Source organism: Halopseudomonas pelagia CL-AP6, assembly GCF_000410875.1.
Classification (GTDB): Bacteria; Pseudomonadota; Gammaproteobacteria; order Pseudomonadales; family Pseudomonadaceae; genus Halopseudomonas; species Halopseudomonas pelagia.
The window spans coordinates 200,630-227,215 of sequence record NZ_AROI01000003.1; the positions used below are offsets into that span (position 1 = coordinate 200,630).

29 protein-coding genes are annotated in these 26,586 nt (G+C 58.2%); 20 read left to right on the plus strand and 9 right to left on the minus strand.

All coding sequences use genetic code 11. The features are described from left to right. Position 1: 1 nt before the first annotated feature. Positions 2-265 carry a hypothetical protein gene (locus tag K787_RS0102255; protein WP_022961162.1) on the minus strand — a complete coding sequence of 88 codons (264 nt, stop codon included), beginning with the start codon at positions 263-265 and terminating at the stop codon, positions 2-4. Positions 266-515: 250 nt separating this feature from the next. Here K787_RS0102255 and folM point away from each other — a divergent pair, with 250 nt between their 5' ends. From folM to K787_RS0102285, 6 genes are all read left to right on the plus strand, one after another. Continuing rightward, positions 516-1,217, plus strand: a complete 702-nt coding sequence (gene folM / locus K787_RS0102260) for a dihydromonapterin reductase (RefSeq protein WP_028614510.1) — start codon at positions 516-518, stop codon at positions 1,215-1,217. A 20-nt stretch (positions 1,218-1,237) separates the two neighbouring features. Continuing rightward, positions 1,238-1,801, plus strand: coding sequence for a GTP cyclohydrolase I FolE (folE, locus tag K787_RS0102265; RefSeq protein WP_022961164.1), 564 nt, complete (start codon positions 1,238-1,240; stop codon positions 1,799-1,801). Between the two features lies 1 nt (position 1,802). Then, positions 1,803-2,180, plus strand: a complete 378-nt coding sequence (gene folX, locus K787_RS0102270) for a dihydroneopterin triphosphate 2'-epimerase (RefSeq protein WP_022961165.1) — start codon at positions 1,803-1,805, stop codon at positions 2,178-2,180. Between the two features lie 79 nt (positions 2,181-2,259). Beyond that, positions 2,260-2,565 carry a DUF1244 domain-containing protein gene (locus K787_RS0102275; RefSeq protein WP_022961166.1) on the plus strand — a complete coding sequence of 102 codons (306 nt, stop codon included), beginning with the start codon at positions 2,260-2,262 and terminating at the stop codon, positions 2,563-2,565. After that, positions 2,562-2,897: a HopJ type III effector protein gene (locus K787_RS0102280; RefSeq protein WP_022961167.1), complete on the plus strand. Its 336-nt coding sequence runs from the start codon at positions 2,562-2,564 to the stop codon at positions 2,895-2,897. Before K787_RS0102275 ends, K787_RS0102280 begins: the two co-directional genes overlap by 4 nt. 22 nt (positions 2,898-2,919) lie before the next feature. Continuing rightward, complete coding sequence (locus tag K787_RS0102285; RefSeq protein WP_022961168.1) at positions 2,920-3,414, plus strand: RDD family protein; 495 nt, start codon at positions 2,920-2,922, stop codon at positions 3,412-3,414. Positions 3,415-3,449: 35 nt separating this feature from the next. Here K787_RS0102285 and lptG read toward each other — a convergent pair whose 3' ends face one another. Both lptG and lptF read right to left on the minus strand, forming a co-directional pair. Next, positions 3,450-4,511 carry an LPS export ABC transporter permease LptG gene (lptG, locus tag K787_RS0102290; RefSeq protein ID WP_022961169.1) on the minus strand — a complete coding sequence of 354 codons (1,062 nt, stop codon included), beginning with the start codon at positions 4,509-4,511 and terminating at the stop codon, positions 3,450-3,452. Continuing rightward, positions 4,504-5,610 (minus strand): LPS export ABC transporter permease LptF, encoded by a 1,107-nt coding sequence (lptF, locus tag K787_RS0102295; protein ID WP_022961170.1) that lies wholly within the window; start codon positions 5,608-5,610, stop codon positions 4,504-4,506. The genes lptG and lptF overlap by 8 nt, the downstream gene beginning before the upstream one ends. Before the next feature lie 159 nt (positions 5,611-5,769). On the opposite strand from lptF, the gene K787_RS0102300 reads away from it, so the two are divergent. The 14 genes from K787_RS0102300 (at position 5,770) to K787_RS0102365 (ending at position 20,740) form a co-directional block, all read left to right on the plus strand. Continuing rightward, positions 5,770-7,260 carry a leucyl aminopeptidase gene (locus K787_RS0102300; RefSeq protein WP_022961171.1) on the plus strand — a complete coding sequence of 497 codons (1,491 nt, stop codon included), beginning with the start codon at positions 5,770-5,772 and terminating at the stop codon, positions 7,258-7,260. Positions 7,261-7,360: 100 nt separating this feature from the next. Then, a complete protein-coding gene (locus K787_RS0102305) occupies positions 7,361-7,792 on the plus strand; it encodes a DNA polymerase III subunit chi (RefSeq protein ID WP_022961172.1) in 432 nt (143 codons plus the stop codon). Between the two features lie 3 nt (positions 7,793-7,795). Continuing rightward, entirely contained in the window at positions 7,796-8,395 is a 600-nt protein-coding gene (locus tag K787_RS24210; protein ID WP_022961173.1) for a hypothetical protein, read from the plus strand. Positions 8,396-8,517: 122 nt separating this feature from the next. After that, complete coding sequence (locus K787_RS0102315) at positions 8,518-11,367, plus strand: valine--tRNA ligase (RefSeq protein ID WP_022961174.1); 2,850 nt, start codon at positions 8,518-8,520, stop codon at positions 11,365-11,367. Positions 11,368-11,385: 18 nt separating this feature from the next. Beyond that, complete coding sequence (locus K787_RS0102320; RefSeq protein WP_022961175.1) at positions 11,386-13,215, plus strand: SLC13 family permease; 1,830 nt, start codon at positions 11,386-11,388, stop codon at positions 13,213-13,215. 87 nt (positions 13,216-13,302) lie between these two features. After that, positions 13,303-14,310: a nucleoid-associated protein YejK gene (gene yejK, locus K787_RS0102325; RefSeq protein ID WP_022961176.1), complete on the plus strand. Its 1,008-nt coding sequence runs from the start codon at positions 13,303-13,305 to the stop codon at positions 14,308-14,310. Between the two features lie 288 nt (positions 14,311-14,598). Continuing rightward, positions 14,599-15,789, plus strand: coding sequence for a PepSY-associated TM helix domain-containing protein (locus K787_RS0102330; protein WP_022961177.1), 1,191 nt, complete (start codon positions 14,599-14,601; stop codon positions 15,787-15,789). After that, positions 15,786-16,331 carry a PA2404 family protein gene (locus K787_RS0102335; protein WP_022961178.1) on the plus strand — a complete coding sequence of 182 codons (546 nt, stop codon included), beginning with the start codon at positions 15,786-15,788 and terminating at the stop codon, positions 16,329-16,331. The genes K787_RS0102330 and K787_RS0102335 overlap by 4 nt, the downstream gene beginning before the upstream one ends. After that, the gene (locus K787_RS0102340; RefSeq protein WP_022961179.1) at positions 16,328-16,648 is read left to right on the plus strand and encodes a hypothetical protein; all 321 of its coding nucleotides are present in this window, start codon (positions 16,328-16,330) and stop codon (positions 16,646-16,648) included. Before K787_RS0102335 ends, K787_RS0102340 begins: the two co-directional genes overlap by 4 nt. Then, positions 16,645-17,211 carry a DUF6162 family protein gene (locus tag K787_RS0102345; protein ID WP_022961180.1) on the plus strand — a complete coding sequence of 189 codons (567 nt, stop codon included), beginning with the start codon at positions 16,645-16,647 and terminating at the stop codon, positions 17,209-17,211. Before K787_RS0102340 ends, K787_RS0102345 begins: the two co-directional genes overlap by 4 nt. A 16-nt stretch (positions 17,212-17,227) precedes the next feature. Next, positions 17,228-18,157 carry a metal ABC transporter solute-binding protein, Zn/Mn family gene (locus K787_RS0102350; RefSeq protein WP_028614511.1) on the plus strand — a complete coding sequence of 310 codons (930 nt, stop codon included), beginning with the start codon at positions 17,228-17,230 and terminating at the stop codon, positions 18,155-18,157. Then, positions 18,154-18,924: a metal ABC transporter ATP-binding protein gene (locus K787_RS0102355; protein WP_022961182.1), complete on the plus strand. Its 771-nt coding sequence runs from the start codon at positions 18,154-18,156 to the stop codon at positions 18,922-18,924. Before K787_RS0102350 ends, K787_RS0102355 begins: the two co-directional genes overlap by 4 nt. Then, the gene (locus K787_RS0102360) at positions 18,921-19,820 is read left to right on the plus strand and encodes a metal ABC transporter permease (protein ID WP_022961183.1); all 900 of its coding nucleotides are present in this window, start codon (positions 18,921-18,923) and stop codon (positions 19,818-19,820) included. Before K787_RS0102355 ends, K787_RS0102360 begins: the two co-directional genes overlap by 4 nt. Beyond that, a complete protein-coding gene (locus K787_RS0102365; RefSeq protein ID WP_022961184.1) occupies positions 19,817-20,740 on the plus strand; it encodes a metal ABC transporter solute-binding protein, Zn/Mn family in 924 nt (307 codons plus the stop codon). Before K787_RS0102360 ends, K787_RS0102365 begins: the two co-directional genes overlap by 4 nt. Before the next feature lie 15 nt (positions 20,741-20,755). Here K787_RS0102365 and K787_RS0102370 read toward each other — a convergent pair whose 3' ends face one another. The 6 genes from K787_RS0102370 to K787_RS0102395 form a co-directional block, all read right to left on the minus strand. Beyond that, on the minus strand, positions 20,756-22,090 hold the full coding sequence (locus tag K787_RS0102370; RefSeq protein ID WP_022961185.1) for an MFS transporter: 1,335 nt from the start codon (positions 22,088-22,090) through the stop codon (positions 20,756-20,758). Continuing rightward, positions 22,083-22,892: a class D beta-lactamase gene (gene blaOXA / locus K787_RS0102375; protein WP_022961186.1), complete on the minus strand. Its 810-nt coding sequence runs from the start codon at positions 22,890-22,892 to the stop codon at positions 22,083-22,085. Before blaOXA ends, K787_RS0102370 begins: the two co-directional genes overlap by 8 nt. 149 nt (positions 22,893-23,041) lie before the next feature. Beyond that, positions 23,042-23,803: an ABC transporter permease gene (locus K787_RS0102380; RefSeq protein WP_022961187.1), complete on the minus strand. Its 762-nt coding sequence runs from the start codon at positions 23,801-23,803 to the stop codon at positions 23,042-23,044. Further along, on the minus strand, positions 23,800-24,765 hold the full coding sequence (locus K787_RS21920; RefSeq protein WP_022961188.1) for an ABC transporter ATP-binding protein: 966 nt from the start codon (positions 24,763-24,765) through the stop codon (positions 23,800-23,802). Before K787_RS21920 ends, K787_RS0102380 begins: the two co-directional genes overlap by 4 nt. 76 nt (positions 24,766-24,841) lie before the next feature. Next, positions 24,842-25,462 (minus strand): hypothetical protein, encoded by a 621-nt coding sequence (locus K787_RS0102390; protein WP_152486770.1) that lies wholly within the window; start codon positions 25,460-25,462, stop codon positions 24,842-24,844. Between the two features lie 185 nt (positions 25,463-25,647). Continuing rightward, complete coding sequence (locus K787_RS0102395; RefSeq protein ID WP_022961190.1) at positions 25,648-26,583, minus strand: glutathione S-transferase family protein; 936 nt, start codon at positions 26,581-26,583, stop codon at positions 25,648-25,650. Positions 26,584-26,586 lie beyond the last annotated feature (3 nt).

A 26,586-nucleotide genomic window follows, 5' to 3' on the forward strand; every position in this document is an offset into this window, starting at 1 on the left:
CTTACTGGCGCCCAATAATCTCATCTTGTGGCACGATAACCGTCAAAGAGACTCCGCGAAAGCCCCATGCGCGCAACGCTGCGCGCACCTCCGCCAACCCCGACCAGTAACGGGGACGCCCACGCCCATCAAGCAGCAATTGAGGACCCAGGCCTTCAGCCTGGATCTGCACCGCGTACCGTCCCAGAGCGCTATGCGTGATAATATTCAGTGTCAGTGTCGGGACCACTTGGCTAGCTCGCTTGAGATCTGCGCCTAACATCATGAAGCGGTGCCTCTATCGGATAATGGCCGGAGCCAAAATTATTGTACAAAAAAGTCGATCAACGCCACCTTTTCAACTCATAAAGAGTGATGAAACCGCCTAAAAGCGAGCAATTGTAGCTAAATACTTTCAAACAATTGTACAGAATACAGTATTGGTATAAGTTTAGGCAGGATTTGGCAATTCGTCGCCGTTGCCGCAGTACCCCCGGCCCGAGATTGCCAAGTCCTACCCAGAATACGAGACAGACATGACAGGCCAACAAAGCATATTGATCACGGGAGCAGGTCAGCGTATCGGCCTGCATTGCGCCAAGCGACTGGCCGAAGATGGCTATCATGTGATCATTACCTGCCGTCATTTGCGCCAGGAGTGGCTGACCGAGCCGCTGAAAGGAATTGAAGCGATACTGGCTGATTTCTCCACCATGAGTGGAATCGAGCAGTTTATCGACACATTGCGAAGCCGCGCCCCAAAACTACGCGCGATCATTCACAACGCTTCTCTCTGGCTCGACGACGACGCTGGCGCCGACGCGTTCCAGACCCTATTTATGCTGCACATGCAGGCACCCATGCTCATCAATAATGCCTGCCTGGAGTTGCTGGATCCGGACCGCCAAACAGATATCATTCATCTAACCGATTACGCGGCCCAACAAGGCAGCACCCATCACATGGCTTACTCTGCCAGCAAGGCAGGCCTGGAAAATCTGACGCTGTCCTTCGCCAAACGGCTGGCACCCAGTGTCAAGGTCAACTCGATCGCCCCGGCGCTGATCATGTTCAACCCCGAAGATGATCAGGCCTACCGTGAGCGCACACTGAATAAGTCGGCATTGGGTATAGAGCCAGGGCCGGATGTGGTCTACCAGTCAATACGTTACCTGATGGACAATTGCTACATCACCGGAACCAGCCTGACCCTAAACGGCGGCAGACACCTGAAATGACACCCCACGAGACTCCAGAGATGAGCCTAGAAGACCTAACCCAGAACTACCACAACATCCTCTCCGGCCTAGGTGAAGACCCGCAGCGCGAGGGCTTGAAAGGCACTCCGCTGCGCGCGGCGAAAGCGATGCAGTTTCTCTGCCGCGGCTATGACCAGTCACTAGAGGAGATCGTCAATGGCGCATTGTTCGACTCCACCAACGATGAAATGGTGATCGTCAAGGATATCGAGCTGTATTCACTGTGCGAACATCACCTGCTGCCCTTTATCGGTAAAGCACACGTCGCCTACATCCCCACCGGCAAGGTGATCGGATTATCCAAAGTGGCACGTATCGTCGACATGTATGCGCGACGCCTGCAGATCCAGGAAAACCTGACTCGGCAGATTGCCGATGCACTGCAATCGGTGACCCAGGCCAAGGGCGTTGCGGTAGTCATCGAAGCCAAACACATGTGCATGATGATGCGCGGCGTGGAAAAACAGAACTCCTCAATGCACAGCTCGGTGATGCTCGGTGCCTTTCGCGAGTCAGTGAATACCCGTCAGGAGTTTCTGCAACTGATCACGAGAGGGAGCTAACATGCCTCGTCTGGCACCCGGCATGGCACGCATCAGAGTCAAAAATCTGATGCTGCGCACCTATATCGGCATCAACGAAGACGAAATCCGTAACAAGCAAGATGTGCAGATCAATTTGACTATCCTGTATCCGGCCGCTGATGCGGTCTCCGGCAACCAGATTGAGCAAGCACTGAACTACCGCACTATCACCAAGGCCGTTATCAGTCATGTTGAAGTTCACCGCTTTGCGCTACTCGAACGGCTGACGCAGGAAGTGCTGGACCTGATCATGACCCATCCCCAGGTGCACTACGCGGAAGTGGAGGTGGACAAACCTCATGCCCTGCGCTTTGCCGAGTCGGTTTCCATCACCCTGAGCGCTAGCCACGATAACTGAGATAACCGAGCCATTGCCGCTGTGCTGAGGGGCCAGTATCATCCCCGTCAACATGTCCCGATCAAGCGGAGCTGAACACATGACCAAGCAAGAACGCATTGAATTGGAGGCAGCCGCCTTCAGGACGCTACTCGGCCATCTGAGCAGCCGCAAGGATGTGCAGAATATTGATCTGATGACCTTGGCTGGCTTCTGCCGCAACTGCCTGGCCAAATGGTACAAGAGCGCCGCCGATGACATGGATATCGAACTGTCGTTGGAGCAGGCGCGCGAAGCCATTTACGGCATGCCCTATGCCGAGTGGAAAGCGCGCTACCAGAAAGAAGCCAGTCCAGCACAGCAGGCTGCGCTGGACAAGGCTCAAAACACCGCGAGCAAACCATGACAGCCAACCAGTTGATCGCCCGGTTGGGCACCGCAGAACATCGCTTTGCCGATACCCTGGATTTTATCGCCGAGCATTACTACTGCCAGGCAAGCGCCTTTACTAACGGCCCGGTGAGCAACAGCTCCGAGCAGAACCAGGGCTCTTGCAAGGTGCTGGCCATGGCGCAGGATCAGCAACTGAATGATGAACAGACACTACAGTGTTTTGCCGAGCACTATCAGGCCGTACTGGCCACACCCGCAGGACAGGACCACGCCAATATTCGCGCCCTGATGCAACATGGTCTGGCCGCCGTACACTTTGCCAGCGCACCCCTTACCCGGCGTTAACCATCCCTTTTCTGGAGCACTCATGCAGGTCAAGCCACTCCAACCCGTTGGCGACTTCCCCCCGGCCAGCCTGATTCGTCGGCTCGCCGCCGCTGGCTATGATCTGTTTCTGCTCATTGCTCTCTGGATGGTCGCCACCTTTGCGTACCTGGGTGTACGCGTTTTGATCAGCGGCGCAGAACAGGTCCAACAGCAAAGCGAAAGCGGAATGCTCGATGGCGATTACCTGCTAAGACTTATCCTGCTTGCCGTTAGCCTGCTGTTCTATCTGAGCTTCTGGACACTCAAGGGCCAAACGCTAGGAATGCAGGTCTGGCGGATTCGGGTCGAGCAGCCTGACGGACAATCAATTACCCGCAAGCAGGGGCTGATACGCTTTGTTGCCGCCCAGGCGGCCTGGCTATGTGGCGGTCTTGGTCTGCTGTGGATGCTCTGGGACAAGCAGTCTCGCACCTGGCAGGATATTGCCTCCGGTACGCGACTGGTCGCACTACCCAAAGGCACATTCAAGCGCTAGCGGCTAAATCCGAATGCCCAATATCCGCTTGGTTTTTAGCCAGCCCGTTTCATCAGATACGAGCCCATTACCAGCAAAATACCAATGGGTAACAACACCGCGATCAGCGGCGAAAAGCCAAACACCAAGCTGGAAGGGCCAAGTAAATCCTGCAGGATGCGAAAGCTGAAACCCACCAGCACACCGGTAAATATGCGCTGCCCGAGCGTCACCGAACGCAACGGGCCAAATACAAAAGAAATCGCTACGAACACCAGCGCCAGGGTGGCGAGGGGTTGCAGCAATTTTTTCCAGAAGGCCAGCCAGTATTGGCTATTGTTAAGCCCCTGTTCGGCAAGATAGTTCTGATACTGCCAGATAGCTGACAATGACAGCACGTCAGGCTCCAGCATCACCACCCGCAAAAGCTCGGCAGACAAGAGCACATCCCAGCGCGCCTCGTCACTGACTGCCACCTCACTGTTGCCGTTGTCCAGAAACCGGGTGGCCTCGACATCCTGCATCAGCCAATGATCACTCTGCACCGTAGCCCGCCTGGCGAAACTGGATTCCAGTAAGCGACGCTCCGCGCCAAAGCGATAGCGGGTCACACCCACCAGTTCACCGCTGGGCTGTACCGCGTTGATATGCAGGAAATCATTACCTTCACGGTGCCATAGCCCCCGGGACTGAAAAGCACCATCACTGCCCTGGACAATAGCCCGGCGATTTTGCGCCAGGTTCTCGCTATAGGGCGCGGCGTACTCACCCAGCAGCACTCCAGCGAGCATCAGCACCAGCAGCGGTTTCAACACCGCCGCAACGATCCGCGTCACAGACACGCCCGCAGCGCGCATCACCGTCAATTCCGAGTTACTGGCCAAGGTACCCAAGCCAATCAGACAGCCCACTAGCGCAGCCATGGGCAGCATGTCGTAAAGACGGCGGGGAGCGGTGAGCAATGTATAGGTCAAGGCATCCCCCGCGCCATAATTGCCCTCTACATCGTCCAGCTCGCCAATAAAGGCGAATACCAGATCCAATCCGAGAATAATCATCGCCACAACCAAGATGTTCAGCAACACCGTCTTGCCGATATACCAATCAAGCTTATGCATGCTGACCTCGCTTGTACGGAGCCGCCGATGAAGGCGCGAAAAGCGCCTCGCGGTTGAGCATCAACCCTACCCCAGCAAACACCAGATGCACCCACCACAAGCCCAGGAACGCTGGTACTGCGCCCGACTCCATCCAGCCACGGGCACTGATCAACAGTGCCAGATAAGCCATATACAGCATCACCGCTGGCAACAACTTGAGGAACCGACCCTGACGCGGATTCACCCGGGCCAAAGGTACAGCGAAAAAGGCCACAACAAAGACCAGAATCGGCAAAGACAAACGCCACTGGAGTTCCGCTTGCAGGCGCAGATCGTCACTGCCGAACAGATCCAGTGTGGCAATCGCCTCGCGGTCGGTCACTTCAGTCACCACCTCTGGCCGGGGTAGCAGCACGCCGTAGGTGTCATATTGAATGACCCGGAAGTCCGCAGCGCCTGGCTTACCGTCGTAGCGAAAGCCGTTATAAAGCATCAGATAACGGCTGCCATCCGGGTTCATTTGCTGGCGACCGGTTTCTGCTACCAGCACACCCACCCGCCCTTCTTCGACATCGCCAGCCTGCTCGGTGATAAATATTTCCTGCAGCTGGGTACGATCATCCGACAAACCACCCGCATAGGTGACCCGTTGCCCGCTGCCCAGCGACTGAAAGCGCCCGGCGGCCAACGTGTCGAACTCGGTCATCGCGTCCTGTTCATTAAACAGCTGCTGGGTCTTCAAGACCCCGGTCGGGGCCACCCATACACTCAGAAAGCCCACCAGCAAGGCGACAACCAATGCCGAGCCCTGGGTATAGCCAAGAATCTTTCGGTCACTGATGCCGGTGACCGAAAGCACGGTCATTTCGCTGTCCAGATACATACGTCCGTAAGCCAGCAAAATCCCCAGAAACATGCCCAACGGCAGAATCAGCACCAAAAAGCCGGGCAGCCGATAGCCCATGATAAAGAACAGCACGCCCGGGTCGAGCTGCCCTGCGGCAGCCTGAGCCAAATACTTGATAAAACGACCGCTCATAATGATCAGCAGTAGCACCCCACTGACAGCAGTCAGGGTCAACAGCACCTCGCGGCTCAGATAACGAAACACAATCACGATAACTTCCTTGGCTCAAGGCACGGGAATAAGCCAGAATGCAGGGATAGCGCGGCTGGTTGCAAGCGCACCCTCAAGTCCTGCAAGGTAGTCCTTGCACCAGGCTTGTTCTGGGCGAGTATTATCAGTCATACCACATCATTTGTCTTGGGGAGTACCATGGAGTTCAACGTCAAGCACGGCACACTGGAAACAATCAAGACGGGCTGTCTGGTTGTCACCCTCAGCGAAGCGAAAACCCTGACGGGTCCGGTGAAGATGCTGGACAACGCCTGTAACGGTCAGATTAGCGCAGCCATCAAACAAGGCGACATCAGTGGCAAGGCCGGTCAAACACTGATGCTGTTTGGCCTGCCGGGCATCACCGCCCAGCGCGTTCTGGTGATTGGCAGCGGCAAAGATGAAGAACTGGGTGATCGGGAGCTGCGCAAACTGGTTCAGAAGATTGCAGCAACCCTGAAGGATGGCGGTGCGACCGACGCGCTGCTGACCCTGCCGGCACTGGCCGTGAAGGGCCGCGATCTGTACTCGCGCAGTCGTTTGCTAGTCGAAACCCTGCGTGAAAGCCTTTATCAGTTCGATCAGTTCAAGAGCAAGAAGGCCACTCCCTCAAGACTGAAAAAATGCCTGCTGTGGGCCGCCGACAAGGCTGACGCTGAGGCGCTCGCCCTGGCTATCAGCCATGGCCAGGCAATCAGCGATGGTACCGACCTGACTCGCACCTTGGGCAATTTGCCCGGCAACGTCTGTACGCCGACCTATCTGGCCAAGGAAGCCAAAGCACTGGGCAAGCAGTACAAAGAGCTGGAAATAGAAGTATTGGAAGAAAAAGACATGAAGGCTCTGGGCATGGGTTCATTGCTCTCGGTCAGCGCCGGCAGTGCAGAACCGGCCAAACTGATTCGCTTCAGCTACCAGGGCGGCAAAACCAAAGACAAGCCCCATATGCTGGTGGGCAAAGGCATCACCTTCGATACGGGTGGCATCAGCCTAAAACCTGGCGCTGCCATGGATGAAATGAAGTACGACATGTGTGGCGCGGCTACCGTATTCGGCGTCGTGAAAGCGGTCGTCAGCTTGCAGCTGCCGATCAACCTGGTGTGCCTGGTGGTTGCCGCCGAGAACATGCCCAGCAGTACTGCGACCAAGCCGGGCGATATTGTCACCAGCATGTCCGGTCAGACCATCGAGGTGTTAAACACCGATGCCGAAGGACGCTTGGTCCTGTGCGACGCCTTGACCTACGCGGAACGTTTCAAGCCCGCCAGTGTGGTCGACATTGCCACCCTGACCGGTGCTTGCGTAGTGGCGCTGGGCGCCCACACCAGCGGCCTGCTGGGCAACAATGACGCGCTGATCGAACAACTGCTTGATGCCGGCAAACAAGCCGACGACCGCGCCTGGCAGTTGCCCTTGTTCGACGAATATCAGGAGCAATTGGACAGCCCCTTCGCTGACATAGCCAATATCGGCGGCCCCAAAGCCGGTACCATTACAGCGGCTTGCTTCCTGTCGCGCTTTACCAAGGCCTACCCCTGGGCGCACCTGGACATCGCCGGCACTGCCTGGACCAGCGGCGGCAAGGACAAAGGCGCAACCGGCCGACCGGTACCGCTATTGACCCAGTACCTGCTCAACCAGGCAGGCTGACGCCAGCTGCGGCACTCTGCAAACGACAAGCCTCAATCAGCCCTGCGGGGCCCCATGAGCTTTCGCTTGCAGAGTGCCGCTTGGAGCCTGAGGCTGCCTTATGACCCGTATCGACTTCTACCTGCTGACCAGCAGCGCACCGCAAACGCGGCTCGACTATGCCTGCAGACTGGCACACAAGGCCTGGAGCAAAGGTCACCAGGTTTACCTGCATTGCGCCGATGAACAACAAGCCCAAACACTGAACGAACTGCTTTGGAGCTTCCGCGCCGATGCCTTTTTACCCCACGCCAGCACTACCGAGCAGCCAAATGCCAAGGTCGTCTGCGGCTACGGGGAGGATGCAGGCGAACATCATGACTTGTTGATCAACTTGGCGGACCAGAGCCCAGCCTTTTTCAGCCAATTTAACCGTCTGGCTGAAATCGTCATCGAACTTGATCCGGTTCGCGTCCCGGCACGTGAGCGCTTTCGTTTCTACCGTGAACGGGGCTATCCTCTGCAAACGCATCAGTTACGCACAGCGGGATGAATCATGGCGCAGCGCGACCCATCTGAACCCTCAAGACTACTGAAAGATCTGGAATCGATCCGCACCCTGCTGGACGAGCATCCAAACGAGTCGGAACAGACAGCGCTAGCCCATGTATCAGATGAGCACCTCGATGTTCCGTTGCTACAGGACGTGATCGTCGACGCACCCGGGCTGAACCTTACCGGGCCGCTCACCCCCCTTGGCAACCGCCCTGGCGAAAATGAACACGAGGCGCCTGCGACCCAACCCCTGCGGCCCAAGCCCAACCCTTTTCTACCTTACGACCAATTGGCCAGGCTAGCAGAAGAGCGAGTGCAACTGGACCGGTTGATGGCTGGCCATATACCCCCTGCCCCCAAGCCTGGCACCCACACCAGCACCTTGGTCAATCCGCCGCCGGGATACTCGACCAAGCATTTCGGTACCCCGCCCGATGCGCAAGCCGGCGCCCGCCAATTGCGTATGGAAGCTCGCCTGCACGTTGAAGCGCAATTAATCCTGCAGGACGTGATCGACGATCTGATTCCCACCATCGAAGCCGAACTGCGCAACCGACTGCGGGATAAATTGGAGCAGATGGTTCAAGAACAAATGAAATAACTTAACAGACTGGGCCTGACCTGCCCCAGACCGCTATAATGCTCGTTTGCGCGGCTGTCGCCCCCCCTTGAAAATGCGACTAATCACTCGCCTAACCCAACATCCGGACACCCTGAACACCCATGGATAAGACTTACCAGCCCAACGCCATCGAAACCTCCTGGTACCAGACCTGGGAACAGAACAACTACTTCGCTCCGCAGGGCTCAGGCGAGTCCTACACCATTGCCCTGCCGCCGCCGAACGTGACCGGCAGCCTGCATATGGGCCATGGCTTTAACAACGCGATCATGGATGCGCTGATCCGCTTCCGGCGCATGCAGGGCCGCAACACCCTATGGCAACCGGGTACCGATCACGCTGGCATCGCCACCCAGATGGTGGTTGAGCGCCAGCTCGCGGCCCAAGGCCAGTCACGCCATGATCTGGGCCGTGAGCAGTTTCTGGAAAAGGTCTGGGAGTGGAAGGAAGAATCCGGCGGCACCATTACCCGGCAAATTCGCCGGCTGGGTAGCTCGGTGGACTGGAGCCGTGAGCGTTTTACCATGGATGCTGGCTTGTCCGATGCGGTCAAGGAGGCCTTCGTTCGCTTGCATGAAGACGGGCTGATCTACCGCGGCAAGCGCCTGGTCAACTGGGACCCGAAGCTGCATACGGCAATTTCCGATCTGGAAGTAGAGAACCACGATGAGACCGGCTCGCTGTGGCACCTGCGTTATCCGCTGGCCGATGGTGAGAAAACCGCCGACGGCCAGGATCATCTGATCGTTGCCACCACGCGCCCGGAAACCATGCTTGGCGATACCGCTGTTGCGGTCAATCCCGACGACGAGCGTTATCAGGCGCTGATCGGCAAATTTATCGAACTGCCGCTGGTTGGCCGGCGCATCCCGATTGTCGGCGACGATTACTGCGACCCGGAATTTGGCACTGGCTGCGTGAAGATCACTCCGGCTCACGACTTCAACGACTATGAAGTCGGCAAGCGCCATGCAATGCCGCTGATCAATATTCTCGACAAAGACGCGGCGATTCTCGCCAGTGCGCAAATTTTCAACATTGATGGCAGCGTTAATACCGTATTGGACGCCAGCCTGCCGGCGGCCTATGCCGGACTCGATCGTTTCGACGCGCGCAAACGTATCGTTGCCGATCTGGACGCCGCGGGCCTGCTGGACAAGATCGAGCCGCACGCGCTGAAAGTGCCCAAGGGCGACCGCTCCGGCGTGATCATCGAGCCCTGGTTGACCGACCAGTGGTATGTCTCCACCAAGCCGCTGGCCGAGCAGGCGATTGCTGCGGTGGAAGATGGGCGTATCCAGTTCGTACCCAAGCAGTACGAAAATATGTATTTCTCCTGGATGCGCGACATTCAGGACTGGTGCATCTCGCGCCAGCTGTGGTGGGGCCATCGCATCCCCGCCTGGTATGACGAATCAGGAAAGGTCTATGTCGGCCGCGACGAAGCCGAAGTGCGCGCCAAACATAACCTAGGTGATGCGCCGCTACGCCAGGATGAAGACGTACTGGATACCTGGTTCAGCTCCGGGCTGTGGACCTTCTCTACCCTCGGCTGGCCCGAGCAGACCGATGCGCTGAAGACCTTCCACCCGACCGATGTGCTGGTCACCGGCTTTGATATCATCTTTTTCTGGGTCGCACGGATGATCATGCTGACCATGCACCTGATGAAGCATGACGATGGCACCGCGCAGATCCCGTTCAAGACCGTTTACGTGCACGGCCTGGTGCGCGACGGCCAGGGCCAGAAGATGTCCAAGTCCAAAGGCAACGTGCTAGACCCGCTGGATATCATTGACGGTATCGATCTGGAATCACTGGTCAGCAAGCGCACCAGCGGCATGATGCAGCCCAAGCTGGCAGACAAGATCGAGAAACAGACCCGTGCCGAATTTCCCGACGGCATTGCCGCCTACGGCACTGACGCGCTGCGCTTTACCAATTGCTCGCTGGCGTCCACCGGGCGTGATATCAAGTTCGATATGGGCCGGGTGGAAGGCTATCGCAACTTCTGCAACAAGATCTGGAATGCCGCGCGCTATGTGATGATGCAGTGCGAGGATAAAGACACAGGTGTTGGTGGTGAAGCTGTTGAACTGACCCTGGCTGACCGCTGGATCATCTCCCAGCTGCAGCGCACCGAGGCCGAAGTGACCCGCCAGCTCGAGCAGTTCCGTTTCGACCTGGCGGCCACCGCGCTCTACGAGTTTATCTGGAACCAGTACTGCGACTGGTATCTGGAGTTGTCCAAGCCAGTTCTATGGGATGAAAACGCGTCAGCCGAACGGCAGCGCGGCACCCGTCGCACGCTGGTGCGGGTACTGGAAGTAGCGCTACGTCTGGCGCATCCGTTCATGCCCTTTATTACTGAAGAGATCTGGCAGCGTATTGCGCCAATGGCCGGCAAAGCCGGTCCGACAATCATGCTGCAGCCCTGGCCAGTGGCCAGCGAAGAGCGCATCGATACAGCCGCCGAAGGCGATATCGAATGGCTCAAGGCGCTGATTCTCGGCGTGCGCAATATCCGCGGTGAAATGAATGTGGCGCCGGGTAAGGAGCTGGAACTGCTGCTGCGCAGGGCTGGCAGTGAAGACCAGCGACGCCTGACGGAGAACGATACCTTCCTGAAGAAGCTGGCCAAACTGTCATCCATCCGGGTACTGGCTGACGGTGAAGAAGCGCCGCTGTCCGCCACCGCACTGGTGGGTGAACTAGAGGTGCTGGTACCGATGGCCGGCTTGATCGACAAGACTGCCGAGCTGGCGCGCCTGGACAAGGAAATAGCGCGCTTAGAAGGAGAGATCAAACGTATTGGCGGCAAGCTGTCCAACGCCGGCTTCGTTGACAAGGCGCCACCAGCGGTGATCGACAAGGAACGCGCCAAGCTGGCCGATGCCGAGCAAGCATTGACCCAGCTCAGTGAGCAGCGTACCCACATCGCCGGGCTGTAGGCCGGCGGGAGCACTCACATGAGCGGTGAACTGTTATTGGTTCTGGGTTTACTGCTGAGCAGCATGATCCTGTTTATTATCAACAGGCCGCGCATGGACGTGGTAGCGCTGCTGGTCATTCTGGCGTTGCCACTGACCGGGGTCCTGACGCTTGAGGAAACCCTGGCCGGCTTCAGCGATCCCAGCGTTATCCTGATTGCGGCGCTTTTCGTGATGGGCAACGGCCTGGTGCGCACCGGCATTGCCTATCAACTTGGCGACTGGATGGTGCGCAAGGCCGGCAACAGCGAAGTACGCCTGCTGATTCTGTTAATGCTGACAGTGGCCGGGCTTGGCTCGATCATGAGTTCGACCGGCGTGGTGGCGATCTTTATTCCGATTGTACTGAGCATTGCCACGCGGATTGGCAGCTCTCCGGCGCGGCTATTGATGCCCCTGAGCTTCGCCGGCTTGATCAGCGGCATGCTCACGCTGGTTGCCACACCGCCGAACATGGTGGTGCATAGCGAACTGGTCCGCAGCGGACTGGACGGCTTCGGTTTTTTTAGCTTCACCCCTATCGGTCTATTGGTATTGCTGCTAGGCATCGGTTACATGCTGATTGCACGGCGCTGGCTCGGCACCAACAAGACCGATATCAAGTACGCATTGCCGCGCCAGACACTGACGCAGCTAGCCGATAGCTACAGGTTGACCGAACGTGAGCGACGCTTGCAGGTTGGCCTCGCCTCGCCACTGGCGAACAAGCCGCTGAATGAGCTGGAGCTACGCAGTCAGTACGGCATCAATGTGATTGCGGTGGAGCGCCAGCAGCGCTTTCGCACGCTGTTGCAAATCGCCACAGGCAATAGCCTGGTTCTGCCGGGGGATGTGCTGCTGATCGATCTGGCCAGCCCGGCCATCGCACTGCTCGGCGCCTATGACGAACTAGGTCTGGAGCCGCTGCCGCTCAGCGCCTCGTATTACAGTATCCATTCGCACCAGTTGGGACTGGCCGAGGTAGCCCTGCCACCGGAGTCCCGCCTACCGGGCAAAACCATTCTGGAACTGGGTTTTCGCAGCCAGCACAAACTCAACGTGGTCGGTCTGCGCCGCGGCGGTCAGGCACTTGAAGGCCTGCTGGTTGACGAACGCCTGAAACCCGCCGACACGCTGCTGGTGGCTGGGGAGTGGAAAGAGATCAAGCGCCTGCATGGCTTGAGCCGCGACTTCCTGCTGCTCAGCCTGCCTGCTGAAATAGACGAGGTGGCTCCTGCCAAACGCAAGGCCCCTTATGCGCTGCTCAGTCTGGCCATCATGGTCGCGTTGATGGTCAGCGGATGGGTACCCAACGTGCTGGCGGCGCTGATTGGCTGCCTGTTGATGGGCGCCTTCCGCTGTATCGATATGGACTCGGCCTATCGTGCCATCCACTGGCCCAGCCTGCTGCTAATCATTGGCATGCTGCCTTTCGCTCGCGCGCTGCAGAAGACCGGGGGGATCGACCTTACCGTCAGCGCGCTGATTCAGCTGTTGGGCGATGCCGGGCCGCATGCCTTGCTGGCAACCCTGTTTCTGGCTACGGCGCTGATCGGCATGTTCATCTCCAATACGGCCACTGCCGTGCTGATGGCGCCGGTCGCCATTGCCACCGCACAAGCTCTGGGCGTATCACCGGTACCCTTCGCGATGACCGTTGCGCTAGCAGCTTCGGCGGCGTTCATGACCCCGGTCTCTTCGCCGGTCAATACCTTGATTCTCGATCCGGGCCGCTACCGTTTTGTCGATTTTTTGCGCATCGGCGTGCCCTTCACCGCGCTGGTCATGCTGGTCAGCGTCATACTGGTACCGCTGCTGTTCCCTCTGTAGCAGCAGATGCCTGGCGGTATCGCCTTTGCGCCGTCTGCCGAACTGAGTTAACGTGCAGCCCTGAAAAAACCCCTGCGGACAGACCCCATGCCCATCGATAGCAGCATAGTCCACCAGATTCACAAAAAGCCCGACGGCCAGCCCGCCAGCCTGACCCTGCGCCAGGCCGAACTGGCCAACTCCGAGGCGCTGGAGCAATTGCTCGCCGGGCTGATCGAAGCCTATAACAGCAAACCGAACAAGGCCTGGGGCTACTTTCACGAAGAAAGCGGCGCCTACCCGTTCAGCGGCTGGCTGCAGCAGTTGATCGATCAGGAACTGGATTTTGTCAACTTCACGGCCAAGGCCAGCGAGCAGTTGAAGACGTTGATGGAAGCCTCCAACCTGGCGTTAGGCGGGCATGTGCTGTTTATCCGCTATCGCCAGGGCATGACCGCGTTTCTGGTCATTGCCTTGCTGCACCATACTGAAGGTGTCACCGTTACCGACAACCTCGACGTTGCCGCGGCCCGCCACCTGGATCTGTCCGCCTTGAACATGGCGGCGCGCATCAACCTCACCGAGTGGAAGCAGAACGCCAGCTCCAAGCAATATATTTCCTTTATCCGCGGCCGTAGCGGCAAGCGCGTGTCGGACTACTTCCGCGACTTTATCGGTTGCGTTGAAGGCGCCAACCCCGAGGAAGAGACCACTACCCTACTCCAGGCGTTTCAGGATTATGTCGGTGAAGCCGACATGGAGCCGGTAGCCATAAAGGACAAGACCAAGACGATGAGCAGCTATGTCAGCGGCCAGGCGCGCCAAGGCGAGCAGGTCGCGCTGGAGGAACTGTCCGGCTTGATGGACGAGCAGCAGCCGCGCGCCTTCTACGACTATATACGCAACAAGGATTACGGCCTGTCCCCAGAAATACCGCCGGACAAACGCACGCTGAACAACTTCATGCGCTTTTATGGCAAGGCCGACGGCCTGTCGATCAGTTTTGAAGCGCACTTGCTCGGCGAGCGCGTCGAATACGACGAGTCGGACGACTCACTGGTGATCAAGCACCCACCCAAGGGCTTGGTGCAGCAGTTGCAGAAAAAGAAGCGATAAGCCCGCCTGCCGTTCTAACTGCCTGCGCCTGCTCGAAAGAAAAAATGCCGAGCAAGCGCAGGTAACGACCCCCGCCCTTTCCCTGCATCCGCATGTACCCAGCACCACGCTTTTGATGTTTCCCCTTGATTCAGCGCACCCCTATACATAGAATGATAATCCTTATTATTAAGATTTGGATGCACGTAGCTTAACGCCGCCCTGACGGCCCGATGCGCGACCCTCAGGTCAGCCAGCCCATGTCATTCAGCACTCTATTTCGATCTACAACATTTGGCTAACAACACCATGGCTAAGAAGTCTCAGGCTCGCACCTGGTTTCTCGTTCACAGCTGGCTGGCATTACCGGTCTGGTTCTTTCTGCTGATCATCTGTGTGACCGGCACGCTGGCCACGGTCAGCCAGGAGATCATTTGGCTGGCCAATCCGGATGTGCGTGCCAACAAACCCTCTGACGAGGCCCAGCGTCTCACCCACGGGCAGATCATCGAAGCCATAGACCAGTCCGCGCCCGAGGTCATGGTGCGTTCAATCAGACGTCCGGATGAAGGGCACTTTGCCTTGAACGTCCAGGTTACCTACCCGGACGGTAGCTCGCCAACGCTGTACGTCAACCCCTACACGGGCGCTATTCAGGGCGTGAGCCCTCAGTTCGACTTCCGCCAATTTACCCGCGCCCTGCATGGCTGGTGGCTGGTGCCATTTACCAATGGGTTCAGCTGGGGCTGGTATCTGGTTTCCTTCATGGGGCTGCCGATGCTGGTCTCGTTGGTCACCGGCCTGGTGGTGTACAAACGCTTCTGGAAAGGTTTTCTCAAACCCAAACTACGTTTTAATCAAGGCTCGCGGATTTTCTGGGGCGATTTTCATCGCCTCTCCGGCATCTGGTCGATCTGGTTTATTGCCGTTATTTCGGTGACAGGCACCTGGTTTCTGGTGCAAGCAGTGCTGTTCGACAATCAAATTTCCATCTCCACCGAGGGCGTGCCCCCGGTCATTGCGCGCGATGTGGTGCCCCTGGCTGCGTCTGCCGATGCCGTGCCACGCATTGGTCTAGATCAGGCCGTGGCTATCGCCAGCGAGCGCATTCCCGGCCTGGATGTCAGTTCGGTCGCGCTGCCAAGCTATGCCTACGGACACATTTCCATCAGTGGGCGCGGTAATTACCCCTTGATGTTCCAGTCGGTAGAGATCAATCCCTACAACGGCGAGGTAGACGCCGTGCGCCTACTCAGTGATCGCAGTGGCTTGGAATTTGTGACCGAGTCCATGCGGCCTTTGCATACCGGTGACTTTGGCGGTCTGTGGGTCAAGCTTATCTGGTTCGTATTTGGCCTGATCCTCAGCATGATGGTGCTCAGTGGCCTGCTGATCTGGAGCAAACGTACCGCCAAGGCCACTAGCGCCCTAATCCATAAGCGCAAACCGGCCCGAACGACCGCATCCCGACTTGAACAAACACCGGTGAACCCGTCATGAGCAAAGCCCTTCCCTCTTCTCAGCCCTCGACGCTGGGCGGCTTTTGGCGCCGGTGGCGGTTTCATATCAACATACTGCTGGTGCTGATACCGCTGGGCTTCATGCCCAAATACTTTCAGGACGTCGCCCTGTTCCGTGGCGAGCGTGGACTGGGGGAACGGGAAATTGGTGAGGTCCAGGTAGGGCCCTGGAGTGTGCGCCTGGCGGAGTTCCGCGCCCAACCCCCGCATCTTGAAGGCCCTTCCGGCTACATGAAGGTGTTCAACGCAGCCCTGTGCCAGAGCTGCATAAATCAGGTCAAAGCGACCTACCTGCGGGTCGGCAAACCGCGCAGTCTGCGCGCGGCTGGCGCGCTGTTCTTTGGCAGCCCTTACCGCATGGGCACCAATCTACCCATAGCCGCCAACACCCAACCCGATGCGCAACTGTGGATCACCATGGAGGGTTGGGACGGCAGCGTTCATCAGGCCCCAGTTGCCCTGGCTACAGCATCGCCATCAACCCTGGCCTGGCTCGAAAAACAAGGAAACCCAACCCGATGAAAACATCTGCACAACGATTGATCATGCTGCTCGGCATGGCCTTGTCACCCTGGGCGCTGGCACACAATCCAATCTGCCAGTGCGAGCCCGGCACCGGGGATGAGATCGTCTGCACCGGCGGATTCTCTGATGGCAGCGGCGCACCCGGGGTGACTCTGGATGTGATCAGCTACGACGAAGAAGTATTGATACCCGGCAAGCTCGAAGATGACTCGCGGTTCAGCTTCAAGCGGCCGGACGGCGAGTTCTACATTCTGTTCGACGCCGGCCCCGGTCACGTGGTCGAAGTCGACCACACGGATATCTCCGGCCTATGACCGCTCAGGTTATACGCCCCGCCGGCGCCGGGCATGAAACGCTGTGGGTATTACTGCTATGCCTGTTGATTCTGCTTGGGGCCAGCGGCGTGGTGCTCTCGCATGCCAAGGCCGATATCGAGCGTGATATTGCCAGTTATCAACTCGATGCGCGGATGGATCTGACCGCAGCCGAACAGGGCGTGCATACCGACCTGGGTGTCGCCTTTGAGGAAATGCAGTGGTATCTGACAGAGCAAGGTCAGCTACCCAGCCCAGCGGAAATGGCTACAGAGGGCTTCCCTCCGTTTATCGATGATGCCAGCGCCAGCAACCGCGGCGGTCACCAATGGCATCGCCTGCAACTCGGCTCCGAGATTTTCTATCTGGGCCAAAGCCGGGCGCATGACATCGCCGGGACGTTTCTACTCTGGCCGCAGGCCAGCGAAGCAGAAATCTGGCTGACCCGCGACAGCGACATCAACCTGCCCACCACGCTAACGACCGACCAACTGATCGCCGCCGGCTGGCGGCAAGTCGTCGCCCATTTCGATGCTGGCGTCACTCGCCAGCATCGCCACTGACCTGGACACCCCTATCATGCCTTTTTCGCTAACCTTACGTCGGCTGCTAATCTGCATATTCGTCGTACTGGGCACCAGCAGCCTCTCCTCTTTCGCCCAGGCTGCCGATGAACAACGATTGAGAATAGGGATAACGCTGCACCCCTATTACAGTTTCGTCAGCCATATTGTCGGCGATCTGGCCGAGGTAATACCGCTGATTCCGGCCGGCTTCAATCCGCACGCTTACGAGCCGCGCGCCGAGGATATTAAGCGCATTGGTGAGCTCGACGTGATCGTACTCAACGGCGTAGGTCACGACGACTTTGCCGACCGCATGATCGCCGCCAGCGAAAAACCAAAGATTGCGCTGATCGAAGCCAACGCCAATGTGCCCTTGCTCTCGGCCACCGGCATGGCAGCCCGTGGTGCCGGCAAGGTGGTCAACCCGCATACCTTCCTGTCAATCAGCGCCTCCATTACCCAGATCAACACCATTGCCCGCGAGCTGGGCAAACTCGACCCGGCCAATGCCAAAGCTTACAGCCAGAACGCCCGCGCCTACGGCAAACAGCTGCGTACCTTGCGCGCCGAGGCGCTGACCAAGCTCAGTCAGAGCCCGGGTGCCGAATTGCGTGTGGCCACCATTCACGGCGCCTACGACTACCTGTTGCGTGAGTTCGGCCTGGAGGTCACTGCGGTAGTCGAGCCGGCCCATGGCATAGAACCGAGTCCCAGCCAGTTGAAAAAGACCATCGATCAACTGGCTGACCTGAACGTACAGGTGATTTTTTCGGAAATGGACTTTCCCTCAAGCTATGTCGACACCATTCAGCGCGAGTCCGGCGTCAAGCTCTACGCGCTCACGCATATTTCTTATGGTGAATACGAGACCGGGAAGTACGAGGAGGAAATGGCCAGAAACCTGGACACCGTGGTACGTGCCATCCAGGACAATAATCCATGACCGCGCGCGCGCCCCTGCCCGTCAGCGCCACGCCCTCCGCTATGTGCGGCCCGGCTATCCACTTTAATGCAGTAGACCTTAACCTCGGACGCACGCGCATTCTCGAACAGGTCAGCTTTCAGGTCGCCGCCGGCAGCATTCATGCCCTGGTCGGGCCCAACGGCGGCGGCAAGAGCTCGCTGATCAAGACGCTACTGGGCCAGATGCCGCACCGGGGTGAGCTCAGCCTGCACTGGCCGGCCAACCCCAGCATCATTGGCTATGTGCCCCAGGCCATGGAATTTGACCGCGGCCTGCCGATGACCGTGGACGATTTCATGGCCGCCATGTGTCAACGCAAGCCCGCCTTTATGGGTCTGTCGGTCAAGCGTAAAGCCGCTATCGATCAGGCCCTGAGCCGCGTGGGCTTGCTCGATAAACGCAAGCGCCGCATGGGTGCGCTGTCCGGCGGCGAGCGCCAGCGGGTGCTGCTGGCCCAGGGCCTGGTACCTGAAGCGCAATTGCTGGTGCTCGACGAACCCATGTCAGCACTGGATGAGCCTGGCGTTCAAGTGTTTGAACAGTTATTGGCCGACTGGCGCCGCGCGGGCACCACCGTGCTCTGGGTGGAGCATGACCTGCAGGCCGTCAGCCGCCTGGCCGACCGCGTCACCGGCTTGAGCCGCAGCGTGCTGTTCGACGGTGACCCGCAACAATTGCTCAACCCTGACTGCGTGCTCAGGTTGTTTTCCAGCCATCCGGCGCGCTCTGCGGAGGCTCAACCATGAGTTTCGACGCTGTGCGTCAGATGATCCAGGCCTGGAGCAGCGCGGGGTATTTGCCCGAAGCCCTCGCCTACGGTTTCATTGTCAACGCGCTGCTCGCCGGCCTGTTGATCGGCCCCGTACTGGGCGGCCTGGGCACGCTGGTGGTGGTCAAACGTTTTGCCTTCTTTTCCGAGGCGGTGGGTCATGCCGCGCTCACCGGTGTGGCTATCGGCATCCTGCTCGGCGAACCCTATACCAGCCCGTACGGCAGTTTATTTGGCTACTGCCTGTTGTTCGGTATTCTGCTCAACTATTTACGCAATCGTACCGGGCTGGCCCCGGACACTCTGATTGGCGTGTTTCTGTCAGTGTCCCTGGCCGTGGGTGCCAGCTTGCTGTTGGTTCTAGCCGGACGCATCAATATTCATATTCTCGAAAACGTGCTGTTCGGTTCGGTGTTAACGGTCAATGGCCAGGACCTGGCCGTGCTCGCCGCAGTTTCGTTGCTGGTGGTGGGCTTGGCTTTGCCGCTGTACAACCAGATCATGCTCGCTAGTTTCAACCCCCAACTGGCCAGTGTGCGGGGCATTCGCGTGCGTGTGCTGGATTACCTGTTCGTCATTCTGGTGTCACTGGTGACGGTTGCGGCGGTCAAGGTCATTGGCGCGATTCTGGTCGGCGCGTTGTTGGTGATCCCGGCCGCCGCTGCCCGGTTGTTGAGCCAATCCCTCAAAGGCTTTTTCTGGCTGTCCGTGCTGATCGCTACCTTCAGCACACTAACCGGTATTTACCTGCCCATAGCGCTGGATCTGCCGATTCCGTCCGGAGCGGCCATTATCATCACCGCCGGCATCATTTTCGCTTTCGCGGCTATCGCCCGCGGTACGCTGCCCAGTCTTAAAGGTAATATTGGATGAACAAGTGCACTTTATATCGTACGGCTCTCGCTATGCTCGCCAGTGTCGCGCTCTGCGCCCCTGTGGCGGCGAATGACGCTATCGAGATCAAAGTCCTCGCCACTCTGCCGGTAACCTACGGTTTGGGGTCTATATTGCTAGAGGGTAGTGGCGTCGAACTAGTACGTGCGGCACCAGACAGTCTGCCAGCCAGCCGCCAACCCTCGTATTTTTCCGGCCGCGGCGCAAAGAGTCTGGACGCCGCGGCCGGTGAAGCGGATGCCGTTATTACCCTGCGCTCACTCTGGGCGGAAGATCCGCTGTATCCGCTGGCGCGGCGCAGCAATATCCGCATTGTCGAGATTGACGCTGCTCGCCCCGTGGACGGAGCCCTGCCGGGCATCGCACTGCAACCTGAAGTCACCGATCAGCTCGCCAGCCAGCCCTGGCTAAGCATCAATAATCTCGGGCGCATGGCCGATGTCATGGCCGCCGACCTATCCCGCCTGGTACCGGCAGATCAGTCGCAGATCGACAGTAACCTGGCGACGCTCAAACGTCGTCTGCTGCAGCTGAGTGCGGAAAGCGAAAGCCGATTAGCGCAGTTGGATAACATTACCGTCGTCAGCCTGACCACGGACGCGGCCTATCTGCTCAGCGGTCTGAATATGGACGTAGTGCAGGTTGCAACACCCGAAGACGGCAGCTGGACCTCAGAGCAACTGGCTGAACTCAGCGCTGAATTAAGTAGCTACGATGTGGTTGGGGTGGTGCTTGATCGCGAGCCCGACGTGGCACTCGGCGCAGCCATTGCGGCTGGCGGCAGCCAAGTGATTATTTTGCCTGAGACCGAGGGTAATCCGATCGAGGTGCTAGGCGCAGCCATCGACCAGCTGATCAATGCACTGGCCGAAAACACCGATGCCGCTGGAAACCGCTAAGCTCGCAAGTTCCGCTCAGGCTGCCTCGTCCTGCCACTGCTCTGCCGCCAATGCGCCCCGGGCTTCGCGCATTGGCAATACGCACAGGATCGCCAGCACAAACAGCAGCAGGCAAAACACGATGGCATCAGCCAGACCGAAGCCCCACTGAATGATGCCCAGGCCGAAAATGCCGAACACCGCTGCCAGTTTCGAAGCCATGCCCCATAGACCGAAGAACTCTGCCGCCTTGCCCTTGGGCGTGAGCACGCCGACCAGAGCGCGGGTCGCCGACTGTGACGAGCCCAGACTGGCCCCCGCCAACACCCCGGCAATCAGGAACACATACTGCGCCTCCCAGCTAACGCCGAACCAGTTAGCGATCAGCACGGTGAGCGTCGGTGTCTGCCAGATGGCCATGATCGCCACCAACCAGAGCGCCAATGTAATCAGATAGGTCGTGCGGGCACCAATATGACTCTGTAACCAGCCAAAACCGACCGCGCCCAGGGCCGCAGTAACCTGCACGATAATGAACATGTAGACCCGCACATCCTCATCCCAGCCGATCACCTGTGCACCGTAGATGAAAGAGAAGGCGATGATGATATAGACACCAGCCATAGCGAAGAACACCGATATCAACAGGTAGCGCAGATCGCGGAAATATTGGACCTCGCGCCAGGTCGTTAGCACGCGGCGCACGCCAATGCGCAGCAGATTTTCGCCGGTGGGCGCCGGGTGTGGCTTACCGCGCTCCTGCAACCAGGTGAAGGTCGGAATCGCGGCAACCAGAAAGAACGCCGCGGCAAAGGGGCCGACCCAGCGCACGGTATCGTAATTATCCGCGGATACTTCACCGAGAAACAGCAAGGCGAAGATCGCTGCCACCAGGCCACCAATATAGCCCAACCCCCAGCCCAGCCCGGAAATCCAGCCAAGCGCCTTGCGCGGCCCCAGATCCGGCAGAAAGCTGGCGATAAAGCCCTCGCCTATCGAATAGGCAAAATTCGACAGGATGATCAGCAGCACGGCGAGGGTCAGCCAACCCGGCTCAATGACATATAACAGCGCAGTGGTAATGACCGTAAGCAGATAGCTGGCAAACAGAAAGCGTTTGCGGCTGCCGGTGTAATCCATGATCGCGCCGCACAATGGATTGGCCACCACCACCAGCAAGTAGCTGACCGCCAGTGCCAGACTCCAGAGCAGATTGCCCAAGCGATAATCCGGCGCATCGCCGACGATAACCCGGGTAAATAGATCACCGTAGATCACGGTAATTATCAGCAGTGTATAGCCCTGATTGGCGAAATCGAACATAGCCCAACCAAAGATCTCGCGTTTGGGGGCCATCGGCGTCTCAGTCATTCACCTCTCCAGGCAAGGCTTGTATCGAGACCAATATCTCACGGGTAATGGCCTCTCGCTTGTACAGGTCATCCAGGCGGTTGGGGGTGTCGATATTCAGCGCGAAGAACACCGGTCCGGTGGGCCATTCGACCCAACCCACCCACCAGCCATGCCGTCCTTCCCAGCCGGTCTTGGCGCGCAGGATCCAATCGTGGCCGGCTTGATTGATCATGACGTCCTTGACCAGACGCTGGTCCTCGACCTCGAACGGCAACTGATTCCGATAAAGCTGCTGTAAGAAGACAATCTGTTCATAAGCGGAAATCGCCAGAGCACCGTCGATCCAGTAGGCACCCTCGTCGACACTGGGATCGGCGTTACCGTAATCGATACGCTCAAGATAGCTACGCGCCTGGCCCTCGCCCAGCTTGGCGGCAAACTGTTCATACACCCAGACCGCAGAGTGACGCATCGACGAGCGCAGATCCTGGTCCCGGTTGTGCGCGGTAAAACTGCGCTCCACACGGTCCCAGGGGAACAGATGAAACTCATCACGGATCAAGCCCGCGTCCAACGCGATCAACGCGTGCGCTATTTTGAAGGTTGATGCCGGTGAATAACGCCGCGCAGCGCGCTCAGGATCGACTACCCAGAGCTGACCCGAGCCCCGGCGCTGATCAGCCACCACGATGGTCCCCTGCGCAGCATAGCGCTCGAACAGCGCAGCCCAGTCAGCGCGCTGCTGAGCTGTTGTGTCTGCCTGAGCGAGAGGAACCAACAGGCAGCCCAACAACAGAGCTAGAAAAGCGTGCTTCACCATCACCAACCTCTTATTCCGCGACTGCCTGGCAAGGGCATCTGCTATTGGTATCGCCCGCAATTAATGGACCACTAAAAAGTTACGTTTATAGCATCTTCAGCGCAGGACGTATGCCAATATGCAAGCCCGCCTACTGAGACCATAAACGCTCAGGGTTTGAGCCTGTAGCCGGTCTTGAACACCAGCCATACCAGGCTCAGACAGATCAGCAGAAACACCAGTGTCATCCCGACACTGACGCCGATATGCACATCGGCCACCCCGTAAAAACTCCAGCGAAAGCCGCTGATAAGATAGACCACCGGGTTAAACAAGGTAACCGTCTGCCAGAACGGCGGCAGCATGGTAATGGAATAAAAACTGCCGCCCAGAAACGCCAGCGGCGTGACGATCATCAGCGGAATAATCTGCAGTTTCTCGAAGCCGTCTGCCCAGATACCAATAATAAAACCGAACAGGCTGAAGGTAATCGCGGTCAACACCAGGAAGCCAAGCATCCAGATCGGGTGCTGGATCTCGTACGGCACGAACAGCCGCGCGGTCAACAGGATCAGCAACCCGAGAATCACCGATTTGGTCGCGGCCGCGCCGACGTAGCCAATCACGATCTCAGCTGGCGATACCGGCGCTGACAGCACCTCGTAAATGGTCCCGGTGAACTTGGGCATGTAAATGCCGAACGAGGCATTGGAGATACTCTCGTTAAGTAACATCAACATGATCAACCCGGGAATGATAAAGGCCCCATAGCTGACCCCGTCTATTTCAGCCATGCGCGAGCCGATGGCTGCACCAAAGACCACGAAGTACAAAGATGTAGAAATCACCGGCGACGCAATGCTCTGCAACATGGTGCGGCGCAGACGCGCCAGTTCGAAGCTGTAGATCGCCCAAATACCATAAAAATTCATGACGCCACCTGTACTGAAGGCGTGGCGGCGGCTGCCCCACCACGGTCATTGACCAGTTCGACAAAGATATCCTCCAGCGAACTCTGGCTGGAATGCAGGTCCTTGAAGTCGATCCCCTCCTGCGCCAGGGCGCGCAGCAGCCCGGCGATCCCCGTCTGCTCCTTGAGCGCGTCGAAGGTATAGATCAGTTGGTAGCCTTCATCGGCCAGACTCAAAGGAAATCCCCCCAGGGAAGCCGGGATAGCCAGCAACGGCTGTTGCAGATGAATGCTCAACTGCTTGGTACCCAGTTTGCGCATCAGCGCGGCCTTGTCGTCGATCAGAATGATCTCGCCCTGACGGATTATCCCAATCCGATCAGCCATTTCCTCAGCCTCTTCGATGTAATGGGTGGTGAGGATAATAGTGACGCCACTGGCCCTGAGGCGCCGTACCATCTCCCACATGTCGCGGCGCAGTTCCACGTCGACCCCGGCAGTAGGCTCGTCGAGAAAGAGTACGTCCGGCTCATGGGATAACGCTTTAGCAATCAACACCCGGCGTTTCATGCCACCAGACAGGCCCATGATCTTCTCATTGCGCTTGTCCCACAGCGACAGATCCCGCAGGACCTTCTCAAGATGCGCATCATCGCGTTTCTTGCCGAACAAACCACTGCTCAGACGCATGGTCGCCCATACCGTATCGAACATGTTATTGGTCAGTTCCTGGGGCACCAGGCCGATGGTTTTACGTGCCGCACGGTAGTCGCGCACAATGTCGTGACCATTGACCAATACCTGGCCGGCGCTGGCGTTGACGATGCCGCAGATAATGCTGATCAGCGTGGTTTTCCCCGCGCCATTGGGACCCAGCAGCGCTAATATCTCGCCACGCCGGATGCATAGATCAACGCCCTTTAGCGCCTGAAAACCCGACGCATAGGTTTTGGTCAATCCGCTAACAGTGATGATGGGATCCACGGTGCCTCCTGGAAGCTGGGAAATCAAAGTCTCTTATCTTCTCACGTCCCGCCAGCCAAACGCACTGGAGACCCGGTTATTCGAGGTAGATGAGCGCGCGACTTATTTCGGGATCTGTCAGGACTGTAGCAAAAGGCGCATATACCTCCTCCATGCACACGCCGTGACGCAGCAGATACAGGCCGTTGACTGCGCGTACCAATCCAGGGCTGGTTAAGCGAAAAAAAGCGCCCGCCGCGTCTCGGTTCTCCTGGGAGTCCAGCCGCAACGCCCGCGCGCGCTTTTCGATTGCATTGAATACATCCAGACCTTCGGGCAGTTCACGCAGTGCGGCATGGCAGACGGAGCTGTTCGGCAACGCGGCGAAATCAGCCTCCAATCGCTCAACTTCCAATTGGTAAACCCTCCGGCAGCTTTGCACTTGCTTGAGGAAGCTCTGCTGATGACCGGGCGTCACCACGCGCTCCAGCATAGCCTCGGCCAGCCTCTCTTGAAACGCGAGCACTGGTGCCGCGCACAGCTGCTGAGCGTTGACACCGGCAGGTGCCGTAGTCGAACGGGCAGCGTCTGTCAGTGGCGGCGGATCGGCGGCAAAAAGGGGGCTATTCAGTAATAACGTTAGGCACAAAAATGTTACGCGCAAGGCGCCGCTGGGCCCCACGCATAAGTCCTTGACCTGATCTGAAATACGAATCACAACACCCCTGATATAGGATTGAACATCTTCCCCCCACCTCACCCGCGCGCCGATTTTAAGCCATTACCAGACTCGCCGTCAGTTTCCCGCTGGATTAACCATTGAGGCTAAGCCTCTGCCAGAAACCCAGGCAAAAAAAGCCCCCCACCTGCCATGCAAATGGGGGGCGATATTACCCTGGTGCGTTAGGCAGCGCTGATTTTGAATCCGAACCGCGGGAAATGTACCTGCACCAACCCGGCACGCTCATCTTCGCGCGCGATCACGACTTCTTCCGCATCCTCGAATACCAGCTTGCCTGCAACCTCATCGGTACCGTAATCAACCGCACTGACGTTGACTTGCTGGCCGATGGCAAATCCGCCAGGACTGACGAAGCCGGTAGCCGGCAGGCTTTCCGGGGTGGCGTCACGGGCTATGCTGATGGCAGCGGCGGCGTCCAGTGCGGTGAAGGAGCCATGACCAAAGTCGGCGACCCGAGTCATCCACGCCTTGACGGCGGGGTAGCCTTCCAGAGCGTCCGCCACAGCGGCGTTATTGGCGACGAACCACAGCGGATGATAATACGCGAAGTCGGCCACGCTGGGTGTATCGCCCAACAGGAACTCGCCATCGCGATCGAGCTGGGTTTCCAGCCGGCCAATCAGCGCCGGCCACTGGGACAAGGCCACAGCAGAATCCAGCCGGCTAGCAGAGCCGCCGGAAAACAGCGCCTTGCGGTCGGCCATAAAGCCCTGAACCATAGCTTCAGGCGCACCTGCAAAGCGTGCGGCAAGGCCCTTGGGCTGGAAGTTGATAGCCACGGCGTGCTGAAACAACACCTGATCGGCGAACTGCGCCAGGCCGGCAGCGGCGGCTTCCTTACCTTCTGGAAACAGCGCTGGCGTGGCCTTCTCACGCTCAAGACGCCGGGCGATCAGGGCGGTATCACAAAAAATATCCGCACCCACTTGCAGCACCGGCGTACGCCGGTACCCACCCGTCAGCGCCGTTAGATCAGGCTTGGGCATCACTGCCGGGATCATCACGGAGTGCCAGGCCAACCCCTTGTAACCGAGCATCAAACGGGCTTTCTCGGCAAATGGGGATTGCGGATAATGATGCAGAATCAAATCGGTCATTGG